This is a genomic window from Alcaligenes sp. SJTW-7, from assembly GCF_047716895.1.
Classification (GTDB): Bacteria; Pseudomonadota; Gammaproteobacteria; order Burkholderiales; family Burkholderiaceae_B; genus Alcaligenes; species Alcaligenes ammonioxydans.
Window position 1 is genome coordinate 453,857 of the sequence record NZ_CP136682.1, and the last position, 23,091, is coordinate 476,947.

Here is a 23,091-nt window from a genome sequence, read left to right on the forward strand (position 1 = left end):
ATGGCCTGCTCCATGCTTGATGACAGACAACGTGCAGCCCTGGCGGCCCTGATGGGGCCGCCAGATCCGCTGCTGGCGGGCTTGCAGGTGTATGTGGTCGGCGGCGCGGTGCGTGACGCCTTGCTCGGTTTGCCGGCCGGCGACAAGGACTGGGTGGTGGTGGGCGCCCGACCCGAAGACATGGCTGCACGCGGCTTTGTCCCGGTAGGCGGCGATTTTCCTGTGTTTTTGAATCCTCACAGCAAAGAAGAGTTCGCGCTGGCCCGGACTGAGCGCAAATCAGGTCGCGGCTACAAAGGCTTTACTTTCTACACGGGTACCGATGTCAGTCTGGCCGATGATTTGCGTCGTCGGGATCTGACCATCAATGCCATGGCGGTGGATGCAGCCGGCAATCTGCATGATCCTCTTAATGGGCTGGCAGATTTGCAGGCTCGCTTGTTCCGGCACGTTGGCACCGCTTTTAGTGAAGATCCCGTGCGCCTGTTACGCCTGGCACGCTTTGCTGCGCGCTTTGTCCAATTCACGGTGGCTGATGATACCTGGGCCTTGGCGCGCGAGCTGGTGGAGCACGGCGAGGTTGACGAGCTCGTGCCCGAGCGTGTTTACCTGGAGGTGGCCAAGGGCCTGTCTGCCAGTCAGCCTGCCCGGATGTTTGAGGTGCTTCAGGAGGTGGGGGCGTTGGAGCGGATCATGCCCGCCCTGACCTACAACGAGCAGGTCGGTCAGCAGGTTCAGATCGCCCGAGATCGGCAGTTGGATCTGGCAGGATGCTTTGCCGTGCTGTGCCATGTTTCCGAGACGCCCGCACAGGTTGCTGAGCAGATACGTGCACCGTCTGAATGGCGTGACCAAGCCCGTTTATTGCCCGTTCTTTTAAGTAGTCCAGCCTTGTTGCAGCCCCGCTCGCAGCCAGAGTTCGCCTTGCAGGTCATGGAGTCTTTGGATGCTTTGCGTAAGCCTGATCGTTTCCAGCAACTGATTCAGGCCGCTGCCTGTTTGAAGGCCGTTCCCGAGCAGGATTGGGACACCTTGCGTCAGATTATGGCCAGTGTGGATGCAGGGGCTGTTGCTGCGCAACACAAGGCTGAACCTGGCAAAATCCGGGAGGCAGTGCGCGCTGCCAGACTGGCGGCCCTGGAGCAGTCGCTCTAGCGTTCCTTCGCTACAGGCCGTGTGCAGGTTCCCGCTTTGGCCGATGCAGCCCATCGATCGCTTAACTCGTCACCTTGTCTTCGCGACAAGGTGAAGGGTGATCCGCAGAATCACAGTCGTACTGCAGCCAAAGGACGGTTGGGCGCGCTTAACGGACGCTCAAGATGGCAGGGTCGATATCTTGCCATTTCATGGGCAGGGGTCCCGCCCCTGGGCAAGCGGCTTTCAGGGCTCGACAGGCAATGTGTTTACAGGCGCTCGCGTCGATCTCCGCTCATTGTTCCTAGTACCGGGGCCGGTATATCACGCCCGATAATCAGCACTTTGAACAACTCGCCCATTTCCGCCTCAGACAGCAGCTTGTTGGCAGCACTCATGGTCTGCGCCCATTGCTGCTGGGCGGCAGGGGAGGGATCGTCGGGAGGGGAGGCCAGGTAGTGCGTAATACCGCAGTTCATCAGGAACCGGGCCTGGCTGGTATAGCCCAGCACATCCAGCCCTGCCTCCAGAGCGGCGTCAGCCATGGCTGTGAAGTCCACGTGGGCGGTAATGTCTTGCAGACCCGCCAGCACCAGAGGTTCGGCATGGGCAAAATGACGGAAATGGCACATCAAGGTGCCTTTATCGCGTTGTGGGTGGTAGTACTCGCGCTGTGGAAACCCGTAGTCGATCAGAATGGCAGCGCCGTGCTTTAACCAGGTGCCCATGCTACGCACCCAGGCTTCAGCCTGCAGATTGATCTCGGACAGGTAAAAAGGCTGCGCCTGAACACGTTCGGCGACCAGCAACGCCAGATGTTCAGGAGCGGGCCGGGTTGCCAGATAGAAGGGCGCGGGCAGGCCCTGGGCGGTGCTGTCGTCTGCGGCAATGACGCCCACTTCCAGCACCTTGCCCTCTACGTCAAAGGTGAACAGGCTGACGGGCATGGCGTCCAGAACTTCATTGGCAATCACGCAGCCCTTGAAGCTATCAGGCGTGCTGTCCAGCCATTGCACTTGAGCCTGCAGGCAAGCCAGACGTTCTTGCTGGCGGGCGCGCAAATCAGGGGATACTTCCAGAATGAAATACTGCGGTTCGATGCCTTGCTGGCGCAGTTCGGTAATCAGCGCGTAAGCCAGGGCGCCGCTGCCCGCGCCAAACTCCAGAATGGACAGGGACTGGCTGCCTGCCAGGACTTCTTTGACCTGATGGCTCAGGGTTTGTGCAAACAGGGGCGAGAGCTCCGGCGCAGTGGTGAAGTCTCCTGTTGGCTGATTGCTGCCGAATTTGGTGCTGCCGCCGGTGTAATACCCCAGATGCGGTGCGTACAGCGCATGGTGCATCCATTGATCGAAGGGCAAAAAGCCGCCTTCATCTTCAATGCGCTCCAGCAGGTAGTGGTTGACCTGCGCAAGGTGCTTTTTCAGCTCGTCCGACAGTGGGGGCAGGCCGTGTGGCAGGGCGGGGGCGGACAGTACATTCATGGCGTCAGTGGGGCTTGTCGTTAGGGGTCTCGGAAGAAGCCGGGTTGGCGCTTCTTGCGCTGGCTTTTTTGGCCTGGGTCACTTGGTGCAGGGTGCGGATCATGCCCACCAGCATCCCAATCAGGATGGACGTGGCTGCAGCCAGGATGAAGTTGCCGTAGATAAACCATAGTGGCAGGCACAGAACGGCCATCAGCAATATGGGTTTTTGCAGCAGGACTTTCATACACCCTCAAAAAATAGCGTGGAATCCGGGCCAATTGTAGCCCAGGCCAGCGGGGAGCTTGAGCTTGTCCCCCGCTGCGTTACCATGAGCGTTTTGTCTGCTGAGCAAAGAGGTAAGGATGAACGACAGGGGACAGGCCAGCGCCTGGTTACAGGCTTGGGCCCACTTGATTCCCAATCCGGGCACCGTCCTGGATGTGGCCTGTGGCCGGGGGCGCAATGCGCGCTGGCTGGCCCAGCGCGGCAATACCGTCATTGGTGTGGATCGGGACCCGGAGGCGGTAGCGGCTACCTCGCCCTACGGTGAAATTGTCCAGGCTGATATTGAAAATGGTCCCTGGCCGTTTGCGGGGCGCAAGTTCAACGCGCTGGTGGTGACCCGGTATCTGTGGCGTCCCTTGGTGCCGACATTGCTGGAGAGCCTGGAGCCGGGCGGGGTTCTGGTCTACGAAACCTTTGCGGTGGGGAACGAGCGCTACAACAGGCCACGTAATCCGGACTTCCTGCTGCAGCCTGGGGAGTTGCTGCGTTGGTGTGTCGACCTGGATGTCGTGGCTTATGAGCATGGTTTTCAGGCTGAGCCGGACCATATTGTTCAACGTATTGTGGCTGTGCGGCCGCGGGACGGGGGCTCGTTCAGTGACTACCGGCTCAATCCGTAAAAGAGGTGTGGCATCAGGTGTGAATTGCCGAGTCGGCAGGACCTTGCGTTTCGTCCCCTGTCCTAAAACAGATAGGTGCGGGCCAGCATGGACAGGGCGACCAGGGCAGTCAGAATGCTAAAGCCTTGCTGTAGACGCACAGGAGGAATACGGGGAGCCAGTTGTCGACCTATCATCATCCCACCCATGGCGGCCGCTACAAACACCCATCCGCTAAGAGGAATGACGGCCCCCTGAGCCAGGCTCATGCCAGAGGCGCTCAAGGAGATAAGGGCGATCAGCATCAGCGAGGTAGCGACAATGCTGTGCATGGACAGATCGCTAAAGCGTTTCAAGGCGGGGACGATCAGGAAACCGCCGCCTACCCCCAGCATGCCCGAGAACAAACCGGCCACTGCGCCAATGGCAGCCAAGGTGAGCGTGCCAAGGGGTGTCCAATGCAGGCGCCCTGTTGTGGGGTTCACGCAGCAGGGTGTGTGGGCATGTTCCGTTACGGTGGGCCGCCGCAGCATCTTGGTGGCAATCCACAGCATGATGAGCACAAACAGGGTTACCAGTACCTTTTCCGGTAAAGCGTGGCTGATGCGCACACCCAGTGACGTCACCAGCGCGCCTGTCACGGCCATGAAGACGGCTGCACGATAGCGCACGATATGTTTGTACAGGCCGTCCAGCGCACCCAGCAAAGCGGCCGCGCCCACGGCCAGCAAGGCGACGGGAGTGGCCGCCGTCATGCTGTAGCCCATGCCCAGCACCAGGGCGGGCACGGCCAGAATTCCCCCGCCTGCGCCTGTCAGGCCCAGCGACAGACCAGTGAGCATTCCCAGAATGATTGCAAGTACCATAAACCAGAGGGCGTGATCCCGGTAAGGATCACGCCTTATACAAAAAGCGACGTAATGGCTTATTGTACGCCTTTAACTTCTTTTGGAAATTAGCTTATTTATAAAAGTAATTAAAAAAGCCGATTTCCTGGTTCCTGCTTTAGCCCGAGTTACGCAGCCCTGCGGCAATGCCGTTAATCGTCAGGTGGATGACGTGTTGCTTATTGACACCACTGCGCGTTGGCTGACTGGCTTTTTGCCCTTGGCGGCGATGGCGGCGCAGCAGTTCCACCTGCAAGTGATTCAGCGGGTCAATATAGGCAAAGCGTTCGGTCAGGGCATCTCGCAGTGCCTGATCGTGCGCCAGCAGCTCATGACCGGTAATTTCACGGAACAGTCGGTGTGTGAGCTCGAACTCGTCGCGGATTTGCGTGAAGATGGTCTCGCGCAGCTCCGGGTCTTCGACCAGCCCGGCGTATTTCAGGCCGATGTCCAGGTCTGTTTTTGCCAGCACCTGTTCCATATTGGAGAGCAGGGTACGGAAAAATGCCCAGTCTCGTGCCATGGCTTGCAGCTGGGCCAGGCGCTTGGCACGGTTCAAGCCGTCATCGGGCAACCCTGATTCCAGGTAGCGATGCAAGGCGGTGCCCATGCCGTACCAGCCTGGAATGGGCAGGCGGCATTGTGCCCAGGAAAAACTCCAGGGAATGGCGCGCAGGTCTTCAATGCTTTGCGTGGCCTTGCGGGACGAGGGACGCGAACCAATATTCAGGCCGGCAATTTCCTTGATGGGCGTGGACTGGAAGAAGTACTGATCAAAATTGGGCGTGCCGTAGACGAGCTCGCGATAGCTTTGATGTGCCTGCTCGGACATCCAGGCCATGATTTCGCCGTAGGCGGCCAGATGTTCGTCATCATTCGGTGCCCCTTTGCGTGCGCCCAGACTGGCTTCTAGCGTCGCAGCGACAAAGAGCTCCAGATGCCAGCGCCCCACGTCTGCATCTTTGTACCGTCCCTGAATCATCTCGCCTTGCTCGGTCAGACGGATCTGGCCGTTCACGGTGCCTGGAGGTTGGGCCAGAATGGCGTCGAAGCTGGAACCGCCGCCTCGGCCTACCGAGCCGCCACGGCCATGGAACAGCCGCAGACGGATTTTGCGGCGCGAGAACACCTGGGCGAATTCACGTTCGGCACGGTACAAGGTCCAGTTGGAGGTCAGGTAACCGCCGTCCTTGTTGCTGTCCGAGTAGCCCAGCATCACTTCCTGCACACTATCCTGGGCATGGCGTACACGCTGGCGTATTTCTGGCATGTCCAGCCATTCCTGCATGATTTGCGGGCCCCGTTCCAAGTCGGGGATGGTCTCGAACAGGGGAACGACCATCAAACCCTGGTGTTCAGGCTCATCGGAGTTGGGCACGATCAGCCCGGTCTCCTGCTGCAATACCAGCACTTCCAGCAAGTCGCTCAGCGTTTCAGTGTGCGACACAATCGTCTGCTCCAGAGCCCGGGCGCCAAAGCGGCGACGACATTCGGCCGCTTTGCGCAGGATGGACAGTTCTTTTTCGGTTTCTTCCGAGTAGCGATACCAGGGCGAGACCAGGGGGCGGTGATGGCGCAGTTCGGAGCGCAGCAAGTGGACACGGTCCTCTTCGGACAACTGGCGGTAGTTGACCGGTTCGTCCTTGTACAGTGTGCCGGCCACGCGAAACAGCTCGTCCAGCACGCGTTCGTGGACATCGGAGCTTTGGCGCAGATCCAGGGTGGCCAGATGAAAGCCAAACACTTCCACGGCTTGAATCAATTCGTTCAAACGCAGGCCGGCAATGGCGCCGCCTTTGTTTTCTGCCAGCGAGTCCGCGATGATCTGCAAGTCGGCCTTGAACTCCTGGGGACTGGCGTAGGGCGGGGCGGCGTAAGTGGGGCGATCGGCCAGATCGCGACCTAGCAAGGTTTGCGCCGTGGCAGCCATGCGGGCGTACAGATGGATGAAGCTGCGACGATAGGGCTCGTCCACCCGGTGTGGCGAGCGGTCCTGGCTGCTGGCCGACAAGGCCGCCAGGTCTTTGCTGACCCGATTTAACGCGTCGGACACCGAGATTTCCGTACCGAGCAGACGAATCTGTTCCAGATAATGCTGAAGGGCGCGGGTGGACTGACGCAGTACCGCCTGTTCAACTGTCTCCGGGCCTACATTGGGATTACCGTCACGGTCGCCACCAATCCAGCTGCCCATGCGCAAAAAAGCGGGCAGGGCGCGGGTTTTCTGATCCAGCAGACTTTTCTTGCCCGGTTCCAGCAGACGGTCCAGATCGTGGTAGAGCTGGGGGATCGTAGGTAAAAAGGTGGAGCCGTAATAGGCCAGCGCATTGTCGATCTCGTCCAGTACGGTCAGCTTGTGATCGCGCAGCATGCGGGTTTGCCACAGCAGCGACACCAGACCGGTCAGCTTCTCCTGGGTGCGGGCCGATTGCGCGGCGCTGGCCTTGTGGTCCAGGCCGTTTAGCTCATCGGCAATCGCCATATGCACGGCCAGGGTACTTTGGCGCTGAACTTCGGTTGGGTGAGCCGTCAGCACCGGCATCACACATGCCTCTTGCAGATAACGGCGAATTTTCTTGGCGCTTAGGCCCTGATCCATCAGGGTCTGGATGGCGTGCTGCAGGCTGCCCAGCAATTTTTCCGGGTCCTGCTCTTCGCGGCGACGATTCTGGTCGCGGTCCTCGGCAATATTGGACAAGTGCAGAAAGTAGGCAAAGGCACGGGCCACCGAGCGGGCCTGGGCATCGTTCAGCTTGGGAATGTCTTTTTCCAGAATCCGTGCTTGCTGCGGATCGTGTTCACGTCTGAAACTGACGGCAGCCCTGCGCAAGGCTTCAATCAGCGTGAAGGTCGCCTTTCCTTCGCTGTCACGAATCACCTCTCCCAGGGTCTTGCCCAGAAAGCGGATGTCCTGTCTGAGCAGGTTGGAAAGGTCAGGCACGGCCTGCGGCATAATCAATCTCCTGTTAACTAAGGGGTTTTGCTGCAAAGGATTCTGGGTGCCAGATCGGTAGCTGCCCTATGGTAAGACGCCTGCCCGACCTTGACGCGCACAAAGCGCCTTGGGACGTTTATGATAGGTATCTTTACATAATTTTCCTGTTCAGAGAGTAGTCATGCCCCAATATCGCTCCCGTACCTCGACACACGGTCGGAATATGGCCGGCGCGCGTGCCCTGTGGCGCGCCACCGGTATGAAAGACGAGGATTTCTCCAAACCGATCATTGCGGTGGTGAACTCCTTTACGCAATTCGTACCGGGTCACGTACACCTGAAAGACATGGGTCAGTTGGTGGCCCGTCAAATTGAAGCGGTTGGTGGCGTGGCAAAAGAGTTCAACACCATTGCGGTGGACGACGGTATTGCAATGGGCCACGGCGGCATGCTCTATTCCCTGCCTTCGCGCGAACTGATTGCCGATTCGGTGGAGTACATGGTCAACGCGCACTGCGCCGATGCCATGGTGTGTATCTCCAACTGCGACAAAATCACCCCCGGCATGTTGATGGCCGCCATGCGTCTGAACATTCCCGTGGTATTTGTGTCGGGCGGACCGATGGAAGCGGGCAAGGTCTACTCGCCAGATGGCAAAACCGTGGTGCAGAAGCTGGATCTGGTCGATGCCATGATTCAGGCAGCCGATCCCAACGTGAGCGATGAACAGGCCGAAGCCGTGGAGCGTAGCGCCTGCCCCACCTGTGGTTCCTGTTCGGGCATGTTCACGGCCAATTCCATGAACTGCCTGACCGAGGCGCTGGGCCTGTCCCTGCCGGGTAATGGCACCATTGTGGCGACGCACGCGCGTCGCCAAGGCCTGTTTGAGCGCGCAGGCAGCCTGATCGTGGATCTGGCCAAGCGTTACTACGAGCAAGACGACGAATCCGTTCTGCCCCGCAACATCGCCACCTATCAGGCTTTTGAGAACGCCATGACGCTGGACGTGGCCATGGGCGGTTCCACCAACACCGTTTTGCACTTGCTGGCCGCAGCCCAGGAAGCCGGGGTGGAATTCACCATGGCCGATATCGACCGCATCTCGCGCCGTGTACCTTGCCTGTGTAAAGTTGCGCCTGCCACCCCCGAATACCATATGGAAGACGTACACCGCGCAGGTGGCATTATGGCGATTCTGGCCGAGCTGGCTCGGGCTGACCTGCTCAATCTGGACGTGGGCAACGTACACAGCGGCACCTTGCGTGAAGCCATCAAGCGTTGGGACGTCAAGGGCGACAACGTCAAAGCCATCAGCGACTTCTTCCGTGCTTCCCCTGGCGGCATTCCCACCCAAGTGGCCTTCAGCCAGGACCGCTACTATCAGGAACTGGACACCGATCGTGCCAATGGCTGTATTCGTGACAAGGCCCATGCTTACTCGCAAGACGGCGGGCTGGCCGTGCTGTACGGCAATCTGGCCATCAACGGGTGCATTGTTAAAACGGCAGGTGTGGATGAAAGCATCCTGACCTTCACTGGCACAGCTCGTGTTTACGAAAGCCAGGACGATTCCGTTGCCGCCATTCTGGACGGTGTGGTCAAGGCGGGTGACGTGGTCATCATTCGCTACGAAGGTCCCAAAGGCGGCCCCGGCATGCAGGAAATGCTGTACCCCACCTCCTACCTGAAATCGATGGGGCTGGGCAAAAGTTCGGCGCTGTTTACCGATGGCCGCTTCTCGGGCGGATCGTCCGGCTTGGTGATTGGTCATGCTTCCCCGGAAGCGGCCGAGGGCGGCAATATCGCCCTGGTACAAGATGGCGATACCATCGAAATCGATATCCCCAACCGTCGTATTCACCTGGCGATCAGCGATGAGGAATTGGCGGCACGCCGCGCCGAAATGGAGTCGCGTGGTGCCAAGGCCTGGAAACCCGTGAACCGCGAACGGGTTGTGTCGCAGGCCCTGAAAGCGTATGCCGCGCTGGCTACTTCGGCAGACCGTGGCGCTGTGCGCGACGTGTCGCAACTGGATCGCTAAGCCCAATTAAGGTTTAGCTGATGAAACCCCATCTGTTCTGGCAGATGGGGTTTTTTTATGGGTTTTGAGGGTGGGGCTGGTGTTGATCTTCGTATAAACGTAGCCCAAGCCCGCAGCCCCTGGCTCCAGGCGGATGGCTTGCCGATGCTGCGCACCGCTACCTTTGTCTGAGTTTGCCTTCGGGCGCACGCTGAACGCGCGCGATAGCTCATCTGCCGGACGTACTATAAGCGTCGCGCTTAAACAGCAGAGTGCGTGAATCCCGAAGACAGACTCCCCCTGCGACAAGCTGTCTGACTCGTCTGGAGCCAGGGGCTGCGGGCTTGGGCGGCTTTAGAGGAGCAACAGTCCCTGGTTTTCTGTTGTGTTGGACTTTCTGGCCCAGCACAGCTTGCTTACGCATTAAACCTCTCCCGTCTGGCACAGTTTCTCCAGTCCTTTACAATCGAATTATTGTTCACTTTGTGTAGAGAGCCTGCGCCATGACTGATGATCAACGCGCTTTGCAAGCCAGTATTCGTGCGGAATTGGGAATGATGGATCATTTCGACGTTCAGCAGGAAATTGAACGTCGCGTCCGCTTTCTAAGTGACTATCTACTGCGCACCGGTTGCCGTAGCCTGGTCCTGGGGATTAGTGGGGGCGTGGACTCCCTGGCGGCAGGATGCCTGTCTCAGCGCGCTGTCGAGCAGGCGCGGGAGCAAGGCCATCAGGCGCAGTTTATTGCTGTCCGTCTACCCTACGGTGAACAGGCCGATGAGAAAGACGCGCAAGGTGGCCTGAAGGTTATCAATCCCGATCAGACGCTGGTTGTCAACGTGAAGCCTGCCTCGGATGCCATGCTGGAACAGTTGCTGGCCTCCGGCCTGACATTTCGTGATGCGGCGCAGCAGGATTTTTTGATGGGCAATATCAAAGCTCGCCAGCGCATGGTGGCTCAGTATGCCATTGCCGGGGCCAGGGGGGGGCTGGTGGTCGGTACCGATCACGCCGCAGAGGCCTTGATGGGGTTTTTTACGAAATTCGGTGATGGCGCCGCAGACATTACCCCCCTGGCGGGCTTGAACAAACGACGTGTACGTGCTCTGGCCTCCGCGATGGGGGCCCCTGATGATTTGGTCTTTAAAGTCCCGACCGCCGACCTGGAAAGCCTGACTCCCTTGAGGCCGGACGAGGACGCCTTTGGAGTCAGCTATGAGCAGATCGATGACTTCTTGGAAGGTAAAGTCATTGATGACGAGGCGACACAGATCATCATCAAGACATTCCGTGCATCGGCGCATAAACGCGCCTTGCCGGTGGCGCCCTGATCGGGGAGGATAAGGGATGATCGGCCTGCGCTTACCGACTCTCGTGCTGAGAGGGGCCCACTTCCCGGACTGATAAACACAATAAAACGCCCGACGGCATGGTGCCTTAGGGCGTTTTTACATCTGCCTGGATAGCGGGGTGAGTCCAGCTTCCCAAGCCTCCTGTCCGCCTATCGGTATACCAGACCCTGCTTGGTGAAAGAAGCGTTTAAGCGGTTTCACAGCAGCAGGAGTAGACTTGGCAAAACGTGGTGCGAAGCAGAACACACGAAGGGCAAAGAGCCGCCTCGCTCAAGTCAGGTAGCCTTCCCCTTTCATACTGCGACAACCCCCGTTCTGATGAGTCTTGACCTGTGCGGATCGCGCCTGCAGCCCCAACCCTGTCATAAGCTGAAGAACCGTGATCAGCTTGTTGTAAGAAACGGGTATTCCTTGGCCTGCGATCATGCTATCGTCAAAAAAACTTTCGGGCACCGACCCATGCCCAGACCAATAGACAAGAGGGTCTCCACCGTTTATGCAACCCGTCTTACCCGCATTTCTCATCGCTCGCTGGCTATTGCTGCTCTTGCTGGCCGCAGGCGTCTATTTTTTGAAGGGATTTCTGGTCCCTGTTCTGGCCGCACTTATCATTGGCCTGGCCGGTTGGCCTTTATATAAACGCTTGGTCGTCCGGTGCAATGGACGTAACGCATTAGCCGCCACCCTGGCCTTGCTGGTCGTCATCGTCGTGCTGGTTGTGCCCTTATCCCTGGCCTTGTCCTTTGCCATTCAGGAAGCCAGCAGCTTTATCACCTGGGCGCTGGCCGCCAACCGCTACGGCACACCCACGCCCGAGTGGATCAAGGCCATGCCACTGGTGGGCGAACGTCTGACCGCGTATTGGCAGCTCTATCTAGGCGAACCCCATGCACTGGGTGAACTGGTGGAAATGGTCAGCGGCCAGCATCTGGGCAATATCTACCGCATGGTGCTTTCCGCCACCGGCAACGTGTTCCACTTGTTGCTGACCGTATTGTTCATGCTGATCACGCTGTTTTTTATTTTCAAAGATGGCGACCGCTTACTGGCTCAGCTGGACATCGTGGGCGAACGCATCCTGCCGGGTCGCTGGCAGCGTTTCTCCCGCGTCGTGCCCGCAACCGTGAACTCCACGGTCACCGGCATGGGTCTGATTGCCTTGGGAGAGGGCGTAGTCCTGGGGATTGCCTATTGGATTGCGGGTGTGCCGTCACCCGTATTACTGGGCGTTATCACCGGCTTCATGGCGCTGATTCCCGGTGGCGCACCCTTGTCCTTCACCCTGGTCTCGCTTTATCTGGTCGGTTCAGGCCACTTGGTTGCGGGCGTCAGCCTGTTTCTGTGGGGCGCAATCGAACTGTTCATTGTGGATAAAACGCTAAGACCTCGCCTGGTCGGCGGTCCGGTAAAACTGCCTTTTCTGCCCACCTTCTTTGGTCTGGTGGGCGGGGTTCAAACCATGGGTATTGTGGGTTTATTCATCGGCCCGGTTTTGATGGCCTTACTGGTCGCGATCTGGCGTGAGTGGATACGTAACGGACAGGTGGCCGCTGCGGACTAGCCCCTTCACGCCGAGCAGAAGACGGAGCAGGCCAGGGCAATGCACCTGGCCTGTTTTTTTGCAGGCCTAGGAAGGTGAATCAGACCAGGCCGGGCAGAACTCAGGCCTTGTGAAAAGGGCTTGTCATAACTTAAGCAACTGTGACAAAGCGGGCGGAAAAGATGCAATAAAAGGGGAGTTGGACAGAAGATCGGCCGAGCTGGCGCTGAAACAAAAAAAATTGCCTGGGTACTTGCCAAAATATTCAAAAATCTGCGTATAATAACAATCTTTCCTTCCAAGCCTGGATTCCCAGGTTGCCATACCTAGCCCGGGTGGTGAAATTGGTAGACGCAGGGGACTCAAAATCCCCCGCCGCAAGGCGTGCCGGTTCGATTCCGGCCCCGGGCACCACTTAAGTAAGCCCTTGATTCTCAAGGCAATTTTCAGGCAACACTCACTGTCTGGCTAAATTCCCGTTGTACTCAGATTTTGCTTGTGCACAGTCCTGTGCACAGTATTTTTGCCTTTGCAAATTCCTGCACCCAGGTTGCGAGTTTCGATTGCATCTCACCTGGTACCCGCCCTCTCCTCGCGACGCAAGCAGCTGCCCACCCAGAACAAGAGTCATTTGGGCGGTGTCCAACGGCTCTACCCCCAACTTTTTCTGAAATTGCCCCCATCATCCTACCCTTGCCTTCCTATACTCACCCGGACGTCAGAGGACGCCACCGGACCCAACGATGCTCCCCTATCGTTTGGTGGAGGAATATATAGAGGTACCGAGGACAATCTTCCGGAATCACTTTGGGGAAGGAAGTGAGCAATGCATACAACAGAATCTTTTTTACGCATCCGCGATGTACTGGCGATCATCCCCGTTTCCCGGGCAACCTGGTACGTAGGCATCCAAGCAGGACGATATCCAGCGCCAGTAAAGCTAGGCCCTCGGGCCTCGGCCTGGCGACGCAGTGACATTGACCGCCTGGTTGCGACGCTGAGCGAGAATGCAGAGTAGCGCTGCCCTCAGATGAGCAGCCATTCGGTTGGCCAACGCACCTGCCCAACCAAAAAATGGAAAAACCCGAAGCGGCGACTGCTGCTTCGGGCCTGGGTGCGAACCTTCCCTCCGGGCACCGTACTCACGGATGAAGTGACTGTCTTCCGTCATAACCCCTGCGGGGCTAGCGACATACCTTGCAGCCACCCCTCAGACTAACTAAGCGGCCACATGGGCAATAGGTCGTCCAGCTCGCGCATTGAAAGGCTGTAGACCGGCCGATCTAACTCAAAAAAGACCTGGTCATCGATGAGCCGAACAACCAGAAAGACCGGGCAACTGGCCTCAGGTACCTCCTCGTCATCCTGATTATTAGGGTTGAGCAACGTAAGCGCCTTCGCGCACTCCGCTAGCAGAGCCTGGATAGAAGAGGCAGAGCTCTCAAACTGGTCGAGGCCAGCGGCTGCACCCAGCGTCTCAATAGACACTGTGAGCGTACCCCCGGTACCTCGCTGAATGCCCAACAAGATCAAAGCACGAAGGATTCGCTTTGCTGACTCGCTCAAGCAGTCGGTATCAAACGCGTTAGGGTGAAAGTCGGTCATCATACGCTCCATGACAAAAGCCTGGAGCGTATTTTTTGGGACCTAACGTGGAGAATCTATCGCCGGTGGCGGCAGACTCACGCTATTGGAGACCGAAGGTTAGGTGCCGACGCGACCTATACGTGATTGGGCATGTGCCCGATCACAAAAAAGGCAATCAACATGAGAAAGGAAATAGAACAGAAGGGTCATCACCTGAGGCTGGCGCTTCGTGCGGCCATGCATGAGAGATCCCACGGCACGTCATACGTCGCAAAGCAAGTGGGAATCAGCCAGAGCTATCTGTCAGAGCTCATGAGGGGTGATAAACCAATGGAACAGGTTAGCGATAAGCACTTGAGAGCATTCGCTGCTTATCTGGGCGTACCTCCAGTCGCTGGATTTGTACTTGCAGGCAGACTCAATGCGTCGGACTTCCTCGAAGTTATCCCTCCACTGGAAGAAAGGCTGGAAAAGACGTTGAGGTTAGTATGTGCGTCGCCATCGGCAGCGGAAGCTCATATCCAAGAAAGCGATCTAGTGACGCTGTCCGTACCTGTGAAGATGCTAATTTCTTTGCTGTATCAACAAACGCAGCAAGCTGATCTGCTCCGACCTTCGCAAGCATGGTGGGAGTCGAGGCGTATTGTTTTCCAGGACTAAGCAAATGTGCTCTGCCCCTACTCAGAACGTGAGTAAGGGGCATTTTTTATGAAGGGTCTGTGAGTGACCACAAGCGGATATTCATGTCCGTCAGGCATAAAGCCTTTCGCGATGCTCCTCTTCCAGCATTCGTGCTCCACGAGAGACAGACTGGCATAATCCTGTTATCAAAGGTAACAGGAGTGGGGAATGAAGTCAGAAACATGGACGATCCAGCAGGTGTTCCAAGATCGTAAACAGTACAAAGTGCCGTTTTACCAGCGGGCTTACGTGTGGACCTTGGGAGAGCAGTGGAAGCTTTTGTGGGACGATATAAAGGACAAGGCTGACGAACGGCTAACTGGAACGACTCCCGCACCCCACTTCCTCGGGGCCATCGTAGTGGAACCTCAGGACAAGTTCGGCCTGCGAGGTGTCGACACCCTCCACATTATCGATGGTCAACAGCGGTTGACGACCCTACAGTATGTCTTAGCTGGTATTCGTTTGGCCACACGCGAGCTCGAGATTGAGGACTACGACTCCTATTTGGCAGCTGTGTTGGATAACCCGAACCCCAGCACCATGGCCAATGCGGACGTGGAGGTCTTCAAAGTCTGGCCGACGTTCTCTGATCAGAAGGCGTTTGTTGAGGCCATGACTGCGGACAAGCTGGCCACCCTGCAAACCCGGTTTCCAGCGCACTTCACCCAAACAAACACATTCCGGCGAATTGGCATCACCCATCCTCCGGCGTTGGACGCCATATGGAACTTCGCCGAATGGGCCATGGACTGGATTAAGACCAATGGTGGCGCCGATGCCGCCGAAGCTTTGGTTCTGGCGGTCTTGACCGACCTAAAAGTGGTGATGATCCAATTAGAGAAAGACGACGACGCCCAGGTTATTTTTGAAACTTTGAACGGTCGTGGAGCGAAGCTCGATGCTACCGACTTGATCCGTAACTACTTGTTTATGAGTGTCGACAGTGCCAATGAAGATTCGGCATCGTTGTACGAAGATAAGTGGAAGCAGTTTGAAGAAACCACTTGGAAGGTCGGAGAGCGTCGAGGTCGCATCGTCAAACCACGGTTGGAATGGCTGATTTTTTCTGCTATTCGTGCGCAGACTGGACAGGAAGGCGATCTGGCCCGGCTGTACGTAGATTTTAAGAACTACGCTCAAGGTAAAACCACAACCCAGCAATTGGACATGCTTAGCACCTATGCCAAGCATTACCTTCAACTGATCGAAGGAAAGGGTGCCTTGCCCATTGCTAGATTCGGCCGACGTCTCCAGCCGTTCGACACCACGACCACCCATCCGCTCGCATTACGTATTTCAATAGCCGACCTACCGGACAGCGAGAAGACGGCGATATTCAACGATATCGTCTCCTACGTCGTACGCCGTGCGGTTTGTGGCCTGACTACTAAGAACTACAACAACTGGTTCATGTCGATGCTACGCCAATGGATCAAAGGGCCTATGACCCGTGTCGCGTTGAAGGACCTTCTAGCCTCATCACCCAACAGTCCTGCTGCACGCTGGCCCGACGACGACGAGTTCTCACATGCCCTCCAGTCTGCCCCTATTTACTACGGCAACCTTGATCCAGGTCGGTGCCGTATGTTGCTCACTGAGCTAGAGGGCTGGCTGCGCCTGACCAAGCGCACAGAAGAGCCCACCATTCCCGACTTGTCCAACCTTGACATCGACCATATCCTGCCGAGATCCTGGTATGAGCATTGGGCACTACCTGATGGCTCCAAGGCGACACTCGTCGAAGCCCAAGTCGCTGAGCAGCAAGAACTAATGGGCGGTACCCTATCAAGTCACCACCTGGCTATCCGTCAGCGTGCCAAGGCAATCCCATCGTTGGGTAACCTCACATTGCTAAACCTGTCGGTCAATCGTGAAGCGCAGAACAAGTCGTTCCAGATCAAAAAAAATCTGCTGATCGCTAACACTGTGCTGAGTATCAATGGCGACTTGATGACCCAAAATACCTGGGATGAGAAAGCCATAACGGCTCGCTCTAAAGTTTTATCCGAAGCTGCAAAGAAACTCTATCCGCGCTAAGTGCTCTCTCGATTTCAAAGCACTTCTAATTAGGCACAAACCGTCTTTTTTTGGGCGACTCGCGCCTATTCGCAGCGACTGAAATCAGCCAGAAGCGGCCGTTGACGATAAGGAATCGAATAGTTAGAGGGTATGCTGAGTCTTGTGTAAATAGAATTGCTTAGATAGGGAAGTATCTACCATGGACCTAAATGACGATCAAATCAAAGAAGCGATCGCTAACAGCGAAATTTCAGCAATCACGCTTGACACGTCCATTTTTTCAGGAAACGGCAATCGTTTCGAACACGGTTTGCTTGCTAGGCTTAAGCAGTTCAATGACACAGAGATTCATGTCGTACTGTCCGACGTGGTTGTTCAAGAGGTGAAGGCTCATGTGATCACCGAATCCACCGATTCACAGTCCAAGGTTCGAGCTGGGATAAAGTTAGCCAGCAAGGCCTGGCAGTTCAGTGCAGAACAGCGGGATGTCGCTATGCGCGCACTTTTCGGAGATGAGACGCCAGAGCTACTTGCTCAGCGAAGAATAGCCGCTTTCATCGAATCCGCAGCAGCAGATATAGTCGAATCAGCTAGTCGAGTGAGTGTCGCCCGTATCCTAGCTGACTACTTTTCGGCAACTCCTCCTTTTGGAAAATCGGCAGCCAAGAAGAGCGAGTTCCCAGACGCTTTTGCGCTCCAGGCTCTAGAACACTGGGCCGAGGAGAAGGCTCTGCTGCTACTTGTCGTATCAAAAGATTCCGACTGGGTGCGATATTGCAAGACCTCGCCTCACTTAGTAGCTACCGACGACCTAGCAAACGCACTGAGCTACTTTCATCAAAATGCGGAGGTCGCTTGTGCTCGACTAATCGAACGTTTTAAACAGGATCCGTTACCAATTGAGAACGTCATAGAGGATGCAGTGCGTGATGCTACAGATCGACTGACGTTCACGCCGGAAGTAAGTTCGGGTTATTACTATGACGCAGATATTTATGACATCGACGTCACTTCTATTTCAATAGAAAATGACATAAAAACGCTTAAGCCATTTAGGGTAATCGATAAACCAGAGGAAGATGTGCTGGTTGTTGAAGCGGCCATAGAAGCGACGATTGCAGTATCCACGTCATTTAATTTCTCGGTCACAGATCCAATTGATAAAGATGAGGTTTCCATCGGTTCAGCCTCAGCAACGGTTGACGTGCCTATGGATCTAAGGGTCATCCTGACGTTCGAGGGTGACCTTGCAGGAGACGCCGAGTTGGTCGAAGTTGAAGTCGAGGTGGATAGCCGAAGTATCGTCGTCGATTATGGCGATGTGGGTCCTGACTGGGTTCCAGGCCCCTGCGACGAATAAATGCGTCAAAGCTGGCAATTACCGCTTCGGGTTGCTGATTCAACCGGTGGGTGCCGCCCCGATCTCGTGAGCAGCACCCAACCAGCAAACGCTCCTACATCCGCTTGAACGAGCTATCCAGCAATTCAGCCATGCGCTCACTACCGTCATTTGAGCGCAGCCATGCATAGTGGCGCTCTACCGTTATAGGGCGATCATTGAGCACCAGCGCTGCTGTCTTGTAGTCCCCTCCGTCCGCCTTCAGAATCGATGTTGCGACAATATGTCGAAAGGCGTGCGCACGGATACCGACGCAGCGCACGAGGTACCGCGCCGTGAGCCTAGCTACATGCTGGCTCAACCCCTCCCATGGCCTATGCTCCGTAACGCCATGGGAAGCCATCGCCAAGAAAACTAGGTCAGTCGGTTCGCGCAATAGTTTTGGACGGAAAATGAACAGGTAGCGCTCAATATCTCGCCAGGCGGACGCATGAACCTGGCTGTCATAATCCCGGTCACCAGCAGCACCTTTCACGTTCTTGAACTTCGCCCTTGAGATGCGAACCCACCATGACTTATCAGGACGCTGGTAAAGCTCGCCCGTGTTATCGGCTCTCCAGGTCAAGCTTGCGAGCATACGAAACCGCAACGGGTTGCTTATCAACATCCTCAGCAACACCAAGTCACGGGCCCAGAAAGCCTCTCTGCGAGGCTGGCCGACAGGGCGATCGGCACGAATCCGCTGGATCATATCGGCCATGGCATCCATGGGCTGCGTGGATTGCAGGATGTGTTTCAAGGGCTCCATAGAAGATCTTGAAGCGACAATCTCATCCTTGTAGGACTGATTCAATTGATCGAGCAATTCAAACTGACGCTGACACAACGTCTCCCAGTCGTAATCCCAGTACTTCTGCGGGAGTGTTTTCAGGAGCTCAGGGCGTTGCCGCAAGTAGCCAACCTCAGGGCGCACCACCGACCCAATGAAACCAAAAAACTGCGGCACTCCGCGGCTCAGTACTCCCACTCGTTTGCGTTGCCATTCGATGTATTGCTCGATGTAGTCTGGGACGGCCAACCACGCCATTGTTTCGGCAGTCTCTTTAGCCATGCCTAACCCGCCTTCGTTTTTGTCAAGACCAAGCCAGCCGAGGTAAGACGCCGTCTTGTGCCAATTGATTCTCGCGGTAGCGACTTCTCGACCATCTAGAAACTCAAACCAACTCGATGGTCTTAGCGGTGTGATGGGGCAAGGAGAAAACCGCCACTTGGCCAAACGGCTGCGTTTATAGCTTGGGACGGCTGATGTTTTATACCGGAGAAATTCGGTCCACTGCTCTCGCAGCAATGAGCCCTCCTCAGGCTTTGCGCAGAACGGCAACTTAGTGAGCTCCACAATCTTTTGATTGAACGGCACAGGAGCTGGCGTGCCACCGACAGTTGGCTTGAAACCGTAAGGACGCATTCCGGAGAGGTTAACCAGTAGATTTCTCTCTAGGCCAAAAAAGCCTTCCAGGCGCAGAAGATAGCGAGCACTGCCGGCGCGAGGAATCTTTCCGCGCAACCAGCCCCAGAGCATGTCTTTTGGGATGCCTGCTCGTCTTGCTACGTGGGCAACGGGTAAGTCTGCAATTACGCTTCGGAGTGTCTCCTGGAGCGGCGTCTGACTGCCGGCGCTAAGGGCCGCTGCTGTGTCCAGCTCGACGACGGCTTCCTTCCAACGTCGCATCATTGAGCGATTGTTGGAAATATCTCGGTTCGACTTACCTTCGTCTGCCAAATAGTTGAAGAAGCGCTCCAGGGCCTCGATGTGGCTAACGCGCATCTCACTGCCGATGACATCATCTATGCTCAAGCGATTGGCCCGTAGAAAGCTTCGCAGTACGGTCGCGCGGTTTGCCGCGGTCTGCGCATTGATGGTTTGGATCTCGACTTGACGATTCAGGTTTTCCAGTAGGGTTTGATAGGTTAATGGTTGGCTCATAAATCTCTTTCTAGCCAAACCACCTTGGTTTTCTGCCGTCTGCGAAGCAGTTATAGACGACGGAGTGAAATACCTGACGATTTTGTAACCAACTGATTTGTTTGGTTTTTTCCCTTTCACGGGTTTCCCCCTTTGAGCTGCAAAGGGACACAAATCTCAGGTAGTCATCGGGCGAAGGTGGCTCAGCAAAAAAACTTCGCCTCCCGTATAGGCAAATTACCCTGACCATGATCAGAACATTCAGCTTTAGCATCACCCCAGCACCTAGACTCCAGCCCTCACTCCCCGTTCCAACTCACCCGATGAACCTGGATCTTCTCCCCGTCATTCGAGAAGTGATACTCCGAAATCCGGCACGAGGGCGGCGTATCGCCGGCTTTTAATTTGTCGAGCGCTTCGCACAGTCCCTTTCGGAAGTTGCTGAACCTAGATTCATAGCCGGACATTTCATGTAGCTTTTTCACGCTGAGCCACAGCGGACCTTGGTGGGTTGCATAGAAACTTGCCAGCCACCCCTGGAGCCCGCTGTAATCCATCGCCTTTCGTTCCAGCGCTGTCCAAGCTCCCGGCCCGAAAAGCTCGGCAACAGATTCACTGACCCGCAGCCAGAGTCGATCGCTGCCCAGGGGAGCGCCTGCGATTGCTGATGCCTCAACATCTTGCTCACTGTCTTCGAATGAAACCGAGAGGAATTTTGGCACTTCGAGATTGAGACGATCTCGCCGAATTCGTAGCTGGGCAAAGCTCAGTCTTAGCAGGCTTGCACGGATTGAGTGATGCAACCTCACGCTGTATGAGCGGCCCATCCGCTTAGCGAACTCGTAGAAGGTCGTCCCGACATGCTTGTTCTCCGTCTCCGGAGAAAGCGGACGCTCGCGGTAGTAGTCCAGGCAGGTCGCATAGACGATACGGTCGAACTGGCAAAGCTCATACCCATTCAGCGTCACGGTGACGTTGTTGAATGACGCGATCGTCTTGTTGACGACCAGCAGGGATGTATCGCCGGATAGCACCTGGTCGTTCAGCGTCGGCACTTTGCGACTGCTGGAGAACAGGGCACAGCGCAATAAAGCGTTTGGCAGCACTTGAGCCACATCGGAGAGCGTTGGCAGGTAGGTTTCTGCGCCGCGTCGGGTCGCCTGCCGGCTTCGCGCGGACGTGAGTTCGTCCCGGGTAGCGTTCGACGGCAATATCTTGACGGGCTCTTCTTGCTTCTTGATCCTCAGCTCACTGGTGTGAGCAAGGGACGATAGCGTGTTCGAGGCTTCAAGCAAGTCTTCGCGCGCATCAGGGGCCGCCTTCAGGGCGGCGCGTGCAGTGGCTTCAGCAAGGGCTCGAAGCTTATCGGCGCGGGAGAGGTTCGTCAATTCAGCCATTCTTTCCCTCAGTCTGGTTCATACGCACAAAGCTCTCCATCAAGGAGCGCAGAACCTCCGATGCATTAAAGCCAAGCTGATGGCACGTGCCATGAAAACTGCTATGTAGGTCTCGAGGAACCCGGGCAACAAATTGGACTGTGGTGGGGGAATGGCGGGATGCGTTCTTTTTGGTTGGCTCGGTGCTGCTCATATGGAACTCGGTAGGACAACGGGATTTGATGTGTATATACACATCAGTGCGTCCATGACCGAGTCAGTCGACTCAGGATAGTTCCTAACTTCGATTTCAGAGGGAGGCTCAGAGGGAAACGCTGCCCAAACGACTTGTACGCCACAGCATTAAAACTTGTACTCCACAGCACGGCGACTTGTACTCCGCAGCACCAAAACTTGTACTCCACAGCATGCTGGGCTGATAGACATCCAAAAACGCCATTAAATTGCTAGGAGATTTGATGTGTATATACACAGCCATAGACATGGTAGACCTCTGTAGCCTGCATAGCCCCTCATTCGATGGAGCCTCTCAAGCTTGAGATGATGCGCCAGCGATGAGGCGTCCAGCAATCCGAGGCATTGCACCCGATCTGGGTTGAGGAGTTCATTGGGTGCGGATGCTCGGTTTCTGCACCCAGGGCCGAGGTGGTGCGAGCGTGGTATCGACCAACCCTGACGGAGCGCAGTAGCCAACTCCAGGATAGGGTTGCGGCCGCTGGCCGCCTGGGTGCCGGCTGTCCATTGCTCACTAGCGACACCGCGGTGTGTCACTGTCTGATGCAAGGTCGCCAAATCCTTGCTTTTCTACAAAAACAGCCTCAGAATATAATCATTTTGATGATAACGTCGGGCTAAGAATGATAAGAATAGTGTACTTCTCTAGCCGTTTCCCCCGTTCTCTTGGCTAAGGAGACACTAACTGTGCGCTCCAAAAGTGTCGATGACCTGAGCCATGCGCAGCGCGAGCGGCTGGCCTACATCGATTTTCGGCTCTACTTCTTCGGTGAGGTCGGGCGCCCGGACCTGGTCAGCCGGTTCGAGATTGCTCCTGCGGGTGCAACAAGAGACCTCGCCTTGTACAGAGAGATCGCCCCGCAAAACATAGAGTTCGATGGCAGCGGCAAGATCTACCGTATTGGCAAAAGCTTCACCCCAACTTTTGAGCATGCCTCGCCACGCGTCTTGTCAGCACTTGCCTTGGGATTTGGTGATGGAGTGAGTGGAGATTCACAACCGCTTCTACCTTGCGAATCTCCATCGGTATTGACAAGCCCTCGGATGGATGTGCTGGCCCCTATTTGCCGAGCGATTCACGCCAAGCGACCAGTGGCCATCCGTTACCACTCGATGAGCAGCGGGGAGTCTGAGCGAGTCATCGTACCGTTTGCCCTGGTTGACACCGGGCTGCGCTGGCACGTGAGGGCATTCGATCGCAAGAGCGGTGAGTTCCGCGACTTCGTCATTACGCGAATAGAGGCGCCTGTCTTGCTCGACGAGGAGCCGAAGTCCAATGAGCGGTCCGACAATGATATCCAGTGGACACGAATCGTTGAGCTGGAATTCGTCCCGCACCCACGCCTAAACCGGCCGGAAATCATTCGAATGGATTACGCCATGAAGGATGGCTCGATCCGGATGCGCGTTCGCGCTGCTGTTGCAGGCTACATGCTCCTGCGCTGGAGTGTGGACTGCTCACCCGATCACAGCCTCCAAGACGAGCAGTACCGCCTGTGGCTCCGCGATCCGCTGGCACTCTATGGCGTCGAGAACGCAAAACTGGCTCCGGGTTACCGTCATCCGACGACGCACCTTCATTAAATTCAACTTGGTATGTCGCTGAGATTACCGAAAAAGCTAAATCTAAAGGTTCATGCATGAGCAATA

The 23,091-nt window shown here is 56.2% G+C and carries 16 protein-coding genes and 1 tRNA gene; 11 read left to right on the forward strand and 6 right to left on the reverse strand.

Features of this window, described 5'->3' with window-relative positions; genetic code table 11:
* Window positions 1-12 precede the first annotated feature (12 nt).
* Window positions 13-1,155 (forward strand): tRNA CCA-pyrophosphorylase, encoded by a 1,143-nt coding sequence (locus RSQ48_RS02020; RefSeq protein ID WP_235587698.1) that lies wholly within the window; start codon window positions 13-15, stop codon window positions 1,153-1,155.
* A gap of 248 nt (window positions 1,156-1,403) precedes the next feature.
* On the opposite strand, the gene RSQ48_RS02025 is transcribed toward RSQ48_RS02020, so the two are convergent.
* Both RSQ48_RS02025 and RSQ48_RS02030 read right to left on the reverse strand, forming a co-directional pair.
* Window positions 1,404-2,618, reverse strand: coding sequence for a class I SAM-dependent methyltransferase (locus RSQ48_RS02025; RefSeq protein WP_003804229.1), 1,215 nt, complete (start codon window positions 2,616-2,618; stop codon window positions 1,404-1,406).
* 4 nt (window positions 2,619-2,622) lie between these two features.
* Window positions 2,623-2,844, reverse strand: a complete 222-nt coding sequence (locus tag RSQ48_RS02030; protein ID WP_003804227.1) for a hypothetical protein — start codon at window positions 2,842-2,844, stop codon at window positions 2,623-2,625.
* Window positions 2,845-2,962: 118 nt separating this feature from the next.
* Here RSQ48_RS02030 and RSQ48_RS02035 point away from each other — a divergent pair, with 118 nt between their 5' ends.
* Window positions 2,963-3,505, forward strand: coding sequence for a class I SAM-dependent methyltransferase (locus RSQ48_RS02035; protein WP_240208901.1), 543 nt, complete (start codon window positions 2,963-2,965; stop codon window positions 3,503-3,505).
* A 62-nt stretch (window positions 3,506-3,567) separates the two neighbouring features.
* Here RSQ48_RS02035 and RSQ48_RS02040 read toward each other — a convergent pair whose 3' ends face one another.
* Together RSQ48_RS02040 and ppc are read right to left on the reverse strand one after the other, a co-directional pair.
* Window positions 3,568-4,350, reverse strand: a complete 783-nt coding sequence (locus RSQ48_RS02040; protein ID WP_240208902.1) for a sulfite exporter TauE/SafE family protein — start codon at window positions 4,348-4,350, stop codon at window positions 3,568-3,570.
* A gap of 139 nt (window positions 4,351-4,489) precedes the next feature.
* Window positions 4,490-7,324, reverse strand: coding sequence for a phosphoenolpyruvate carboxylase (gene ppc, locus RSQ48_RS02045; protein WP_131071230.1), 2,835 nt, complete (start codon window positions 7,322-7,324; stop codon window positions 4,490-4,492).
* 163 nt (window positions 7,325-7,487) lie between these two features.
* On the opposite strand from ppc, the gene ilvD reads away from it, so the two are divergent.
* From ilvD to RSQ48_RS02085, 8 genes are all read left to right on the forward strand, one after another.
* On the forward strand, window positions 7,488-9,347 hold the full coding sequence (gene ilvD / locus RSQ48_RS02050) for a dihydroxy-acid dehydratase (RefSeq protein ID WP_131071231.1): 1,860 nt from the start codon (window positions 7,488-7,490) through the stop codon (window positions 9,345-9,347).
* A gap of 482 nt (window positions 9,348-9,829) precedes the next feature.
* The gene (gene nadE / locus RSQ48_RS02055; RefSeq protein WP_275694068.1) at window positions 9,830-10,657 is read left to right on the forward strand and encodes an ammonia-dependent NAD(+) synthetase; all 828 of its coding nucleotides are present in this window, start codon (window positions 9,830-9,832) and stop codon (window positions 10,655-10,657) included.
* A 517-nt stretch (window positions 10,658-11,174) separates the two neighbouring features.
* Window positions 11,175-12,239: an AI-2E family transporter gene (locus tag RSQ48_RS02060; protein ID WP_003804212.1), complete on the forward strand. Its 1,065-nt coding sequence runs from the start codon at window positions 11,175-11,177 to the stop codon at window positions 12,237-12,239.
* A gap of 308 nt (window positions 12,240-12,547) precedes the next feature.
* Window positions 12,548-12,632: transfer RNA gene (locus tag RSQ48_RS02065), tRNA-Leu, on the forward strand.
* A gap of 412 nt (window positions 12,633-13,044) precedes the next feature.
* Entirely contained in the window at window positions 13,045-13,236 is a 192-nt protein-coding gene (locus RSQ48_RS02070) for a helix-turn-helix transcriptional regulator (protein ID WP_311219480.1), read from the forward strand.
* 749 nt (window positions 13,237-13,985) lie between these two features.
* The gene (locus tag RSQ48_RS02075; protein WP_415302087.1) at window positions 13,986-14,465 is read left to right on the forward strand and encodes a helix-turn-helix domain-containing protein; all 480 of its coding nucleotides are present in this window, start codon (window positions 13,986-13,988) and stop codon (window positions 14,463-14,465) included.
* 189 nt (window positions 14,466-14,654) lie between these two features.
* Window positions 14,655-16,526 (forward strand): DUF262 domain-containing protein, encoded by a 1,872-nt coding sequence (locus tag RSQ48_RS02080; RefSeq protein ID WP_415302088.1) that lies wholly within the window; start codon window positions 14,655-14,657, stop codon window positions 16,524-16,526.
* Between the two features lie 181 nt (window positions 16,527-16,707).
* The gene (locus tag RSQ48_RS02085) at window positions 16,708-17,868 is read left to right on the forward strand and encodes a PIN domain-containing protein (RefSeq protein ID WP_415302089.1); all 1,161 of its coding nucleotides are present in this window, start codon (window positions 16,708-16,710) and stop codon (window positions 17,866-17,868) included.
* Between the two features lie 94 nt (window positions 17,869-17,962).
* Here the strand turns inward: RSQ48_RS02085 and RSQ48_RS02090 are convergent, their stop codons facing one another.
* Window positions 17,963-19,951, reverse strand: a complete 1,989-nt coding sequence (locus tag RSQ48_RS02090; protein WP_415302090.1) for a hypothetical protein — start codon at window positions 19,949-19,951, stop codon at window positions 17,963-17,965.
* 158 nt (window positions 19,952-20,109) lie between these two features.
* Window positions 20,110-21,207: a plasmid replication initiator TrfA gene (gene trfA / locus RSQ48_RS02095; protein WP_415302091.1), complete on the reverse strand. Its 1,098-nt coding sequence runs from the start codon at window positions 21,205-21,207 to the stop codon at window positions 20,110-20,112.
* Between the two features lie 921 nt (window positions 21,208-22,128).
* On the opposite strand from trfA, the gene RSQ48_RS02100 reads away from it, so the two are divergent.
* Window positions 22,129-23,025, forward strand: a complete 897-nt coding sequence (locus tag RSQ48_RS02100) for a helix-turn-helix transcriptional regulator (RefSeq protein WP_415302092.1) — start codon at window positions 22,129-22,131, stop codon at window positions 23,023-23,025.
* Window positions 23,026-23,091: the final 66 nt, after the last annotated feature.

Bases quoted from the DNA above. Each gene is read 5' to 3' on its own strand.
- RSQ48_RS02085 (WP_415302089.1), top strand. From the start codon at position 16,708: ATGGACCTAAATGACGATCAAATCAAAGAAGCGATCGCTAACAGCGAA.
- RSQ48_RS02060 (WP_003804212.1), top strand. From the start codon at position 11,175: ATGCAACCCGTCTTACCCGCATTTCTCATCGCTCGCTGGCTATTGCTG.
- RSQ48_RS02070 (WP_311219480.1), top strand. From the start codon at position 13,045: ATGCATACAACAGAATCTTTTTTACGCATCCGCGATGTACTGGCGATC.
- RSQ48_RS02040 (WP_240208902.1), bottom strand. From the start codon at position 4,350: ATGGTACTTGCAATCATTCTGGGAATGCTCACTGGTCTGTCGCTGGGC.
- RSQ48_RS02080 (WP_415302088.1), top strand. From the start codon at position 14,655: ATGAAGTCAGAAACATGGACGATCCAGCAGGTGTTCCAAGATCGTAAA.
- RSQ48_RS02030 (WP_003804227.1), bottom strand. From the start codon at position 2,844: ATGAAAGTCCTGCTGCAAAAACCCATATTGCTGATGGCCGTTCTGTGC.
- RSQ48_RS02025 (WP_003804229.1), bottom strand. From the start codon at position 2,618: ATGAATGTACTGTCCGCCCCCGCCCTGCCACACGGCCTGCCCCCACTG.
- ppc (WP_131071230.1), bottom strand. From the start codon at position 7,324: ATGCCGCAGGCCGTGCCTGACCTTTCCAACCTGCTCAGACAGGACATC.
- nadE (WP_275694068.1), top strand. From the start codon at position 9,830: ATGACTGATGATCAACGCGCTTTGCAAGCCAGTATTCGTGCGGAATTG.
- RSQ48_RS02020 (WP_235587698.1), top strand. From the start codon at position 13: ATGCTTGATGACAGACAACGTGCAGCCCTGGCGGCCCTGATGGGGCCG.
- RSQ48_RS02035 (WP_240208901.1), top strand. From the start codon at position 2,963: ATGAACGACAGGGGACAGGCCAGCGCCTGGTTACAGGCTTGGGCCCAC.
- ilvD (WP_131071231.1), top strand. From the start codon at position 7,488: ATGCCCCAATATCGCTCCCGTACCTCGACACACGGTCGGAATATGGCC.
- RSQ48_RS02075 (WP_415302087.1), top strand. From the start codon at position 13,986: ATGAGAAAGGAAATAGAACAGAAGGGTCATCACCTGAGGCTGGCGCTT.
- trfA (WP_415302091.1), bottom strand. From the start codon at position 21,207: ATGGCTGAATTGACGAACCTCTCCCGCGCCGATAAGCTTCGAGCCCTT.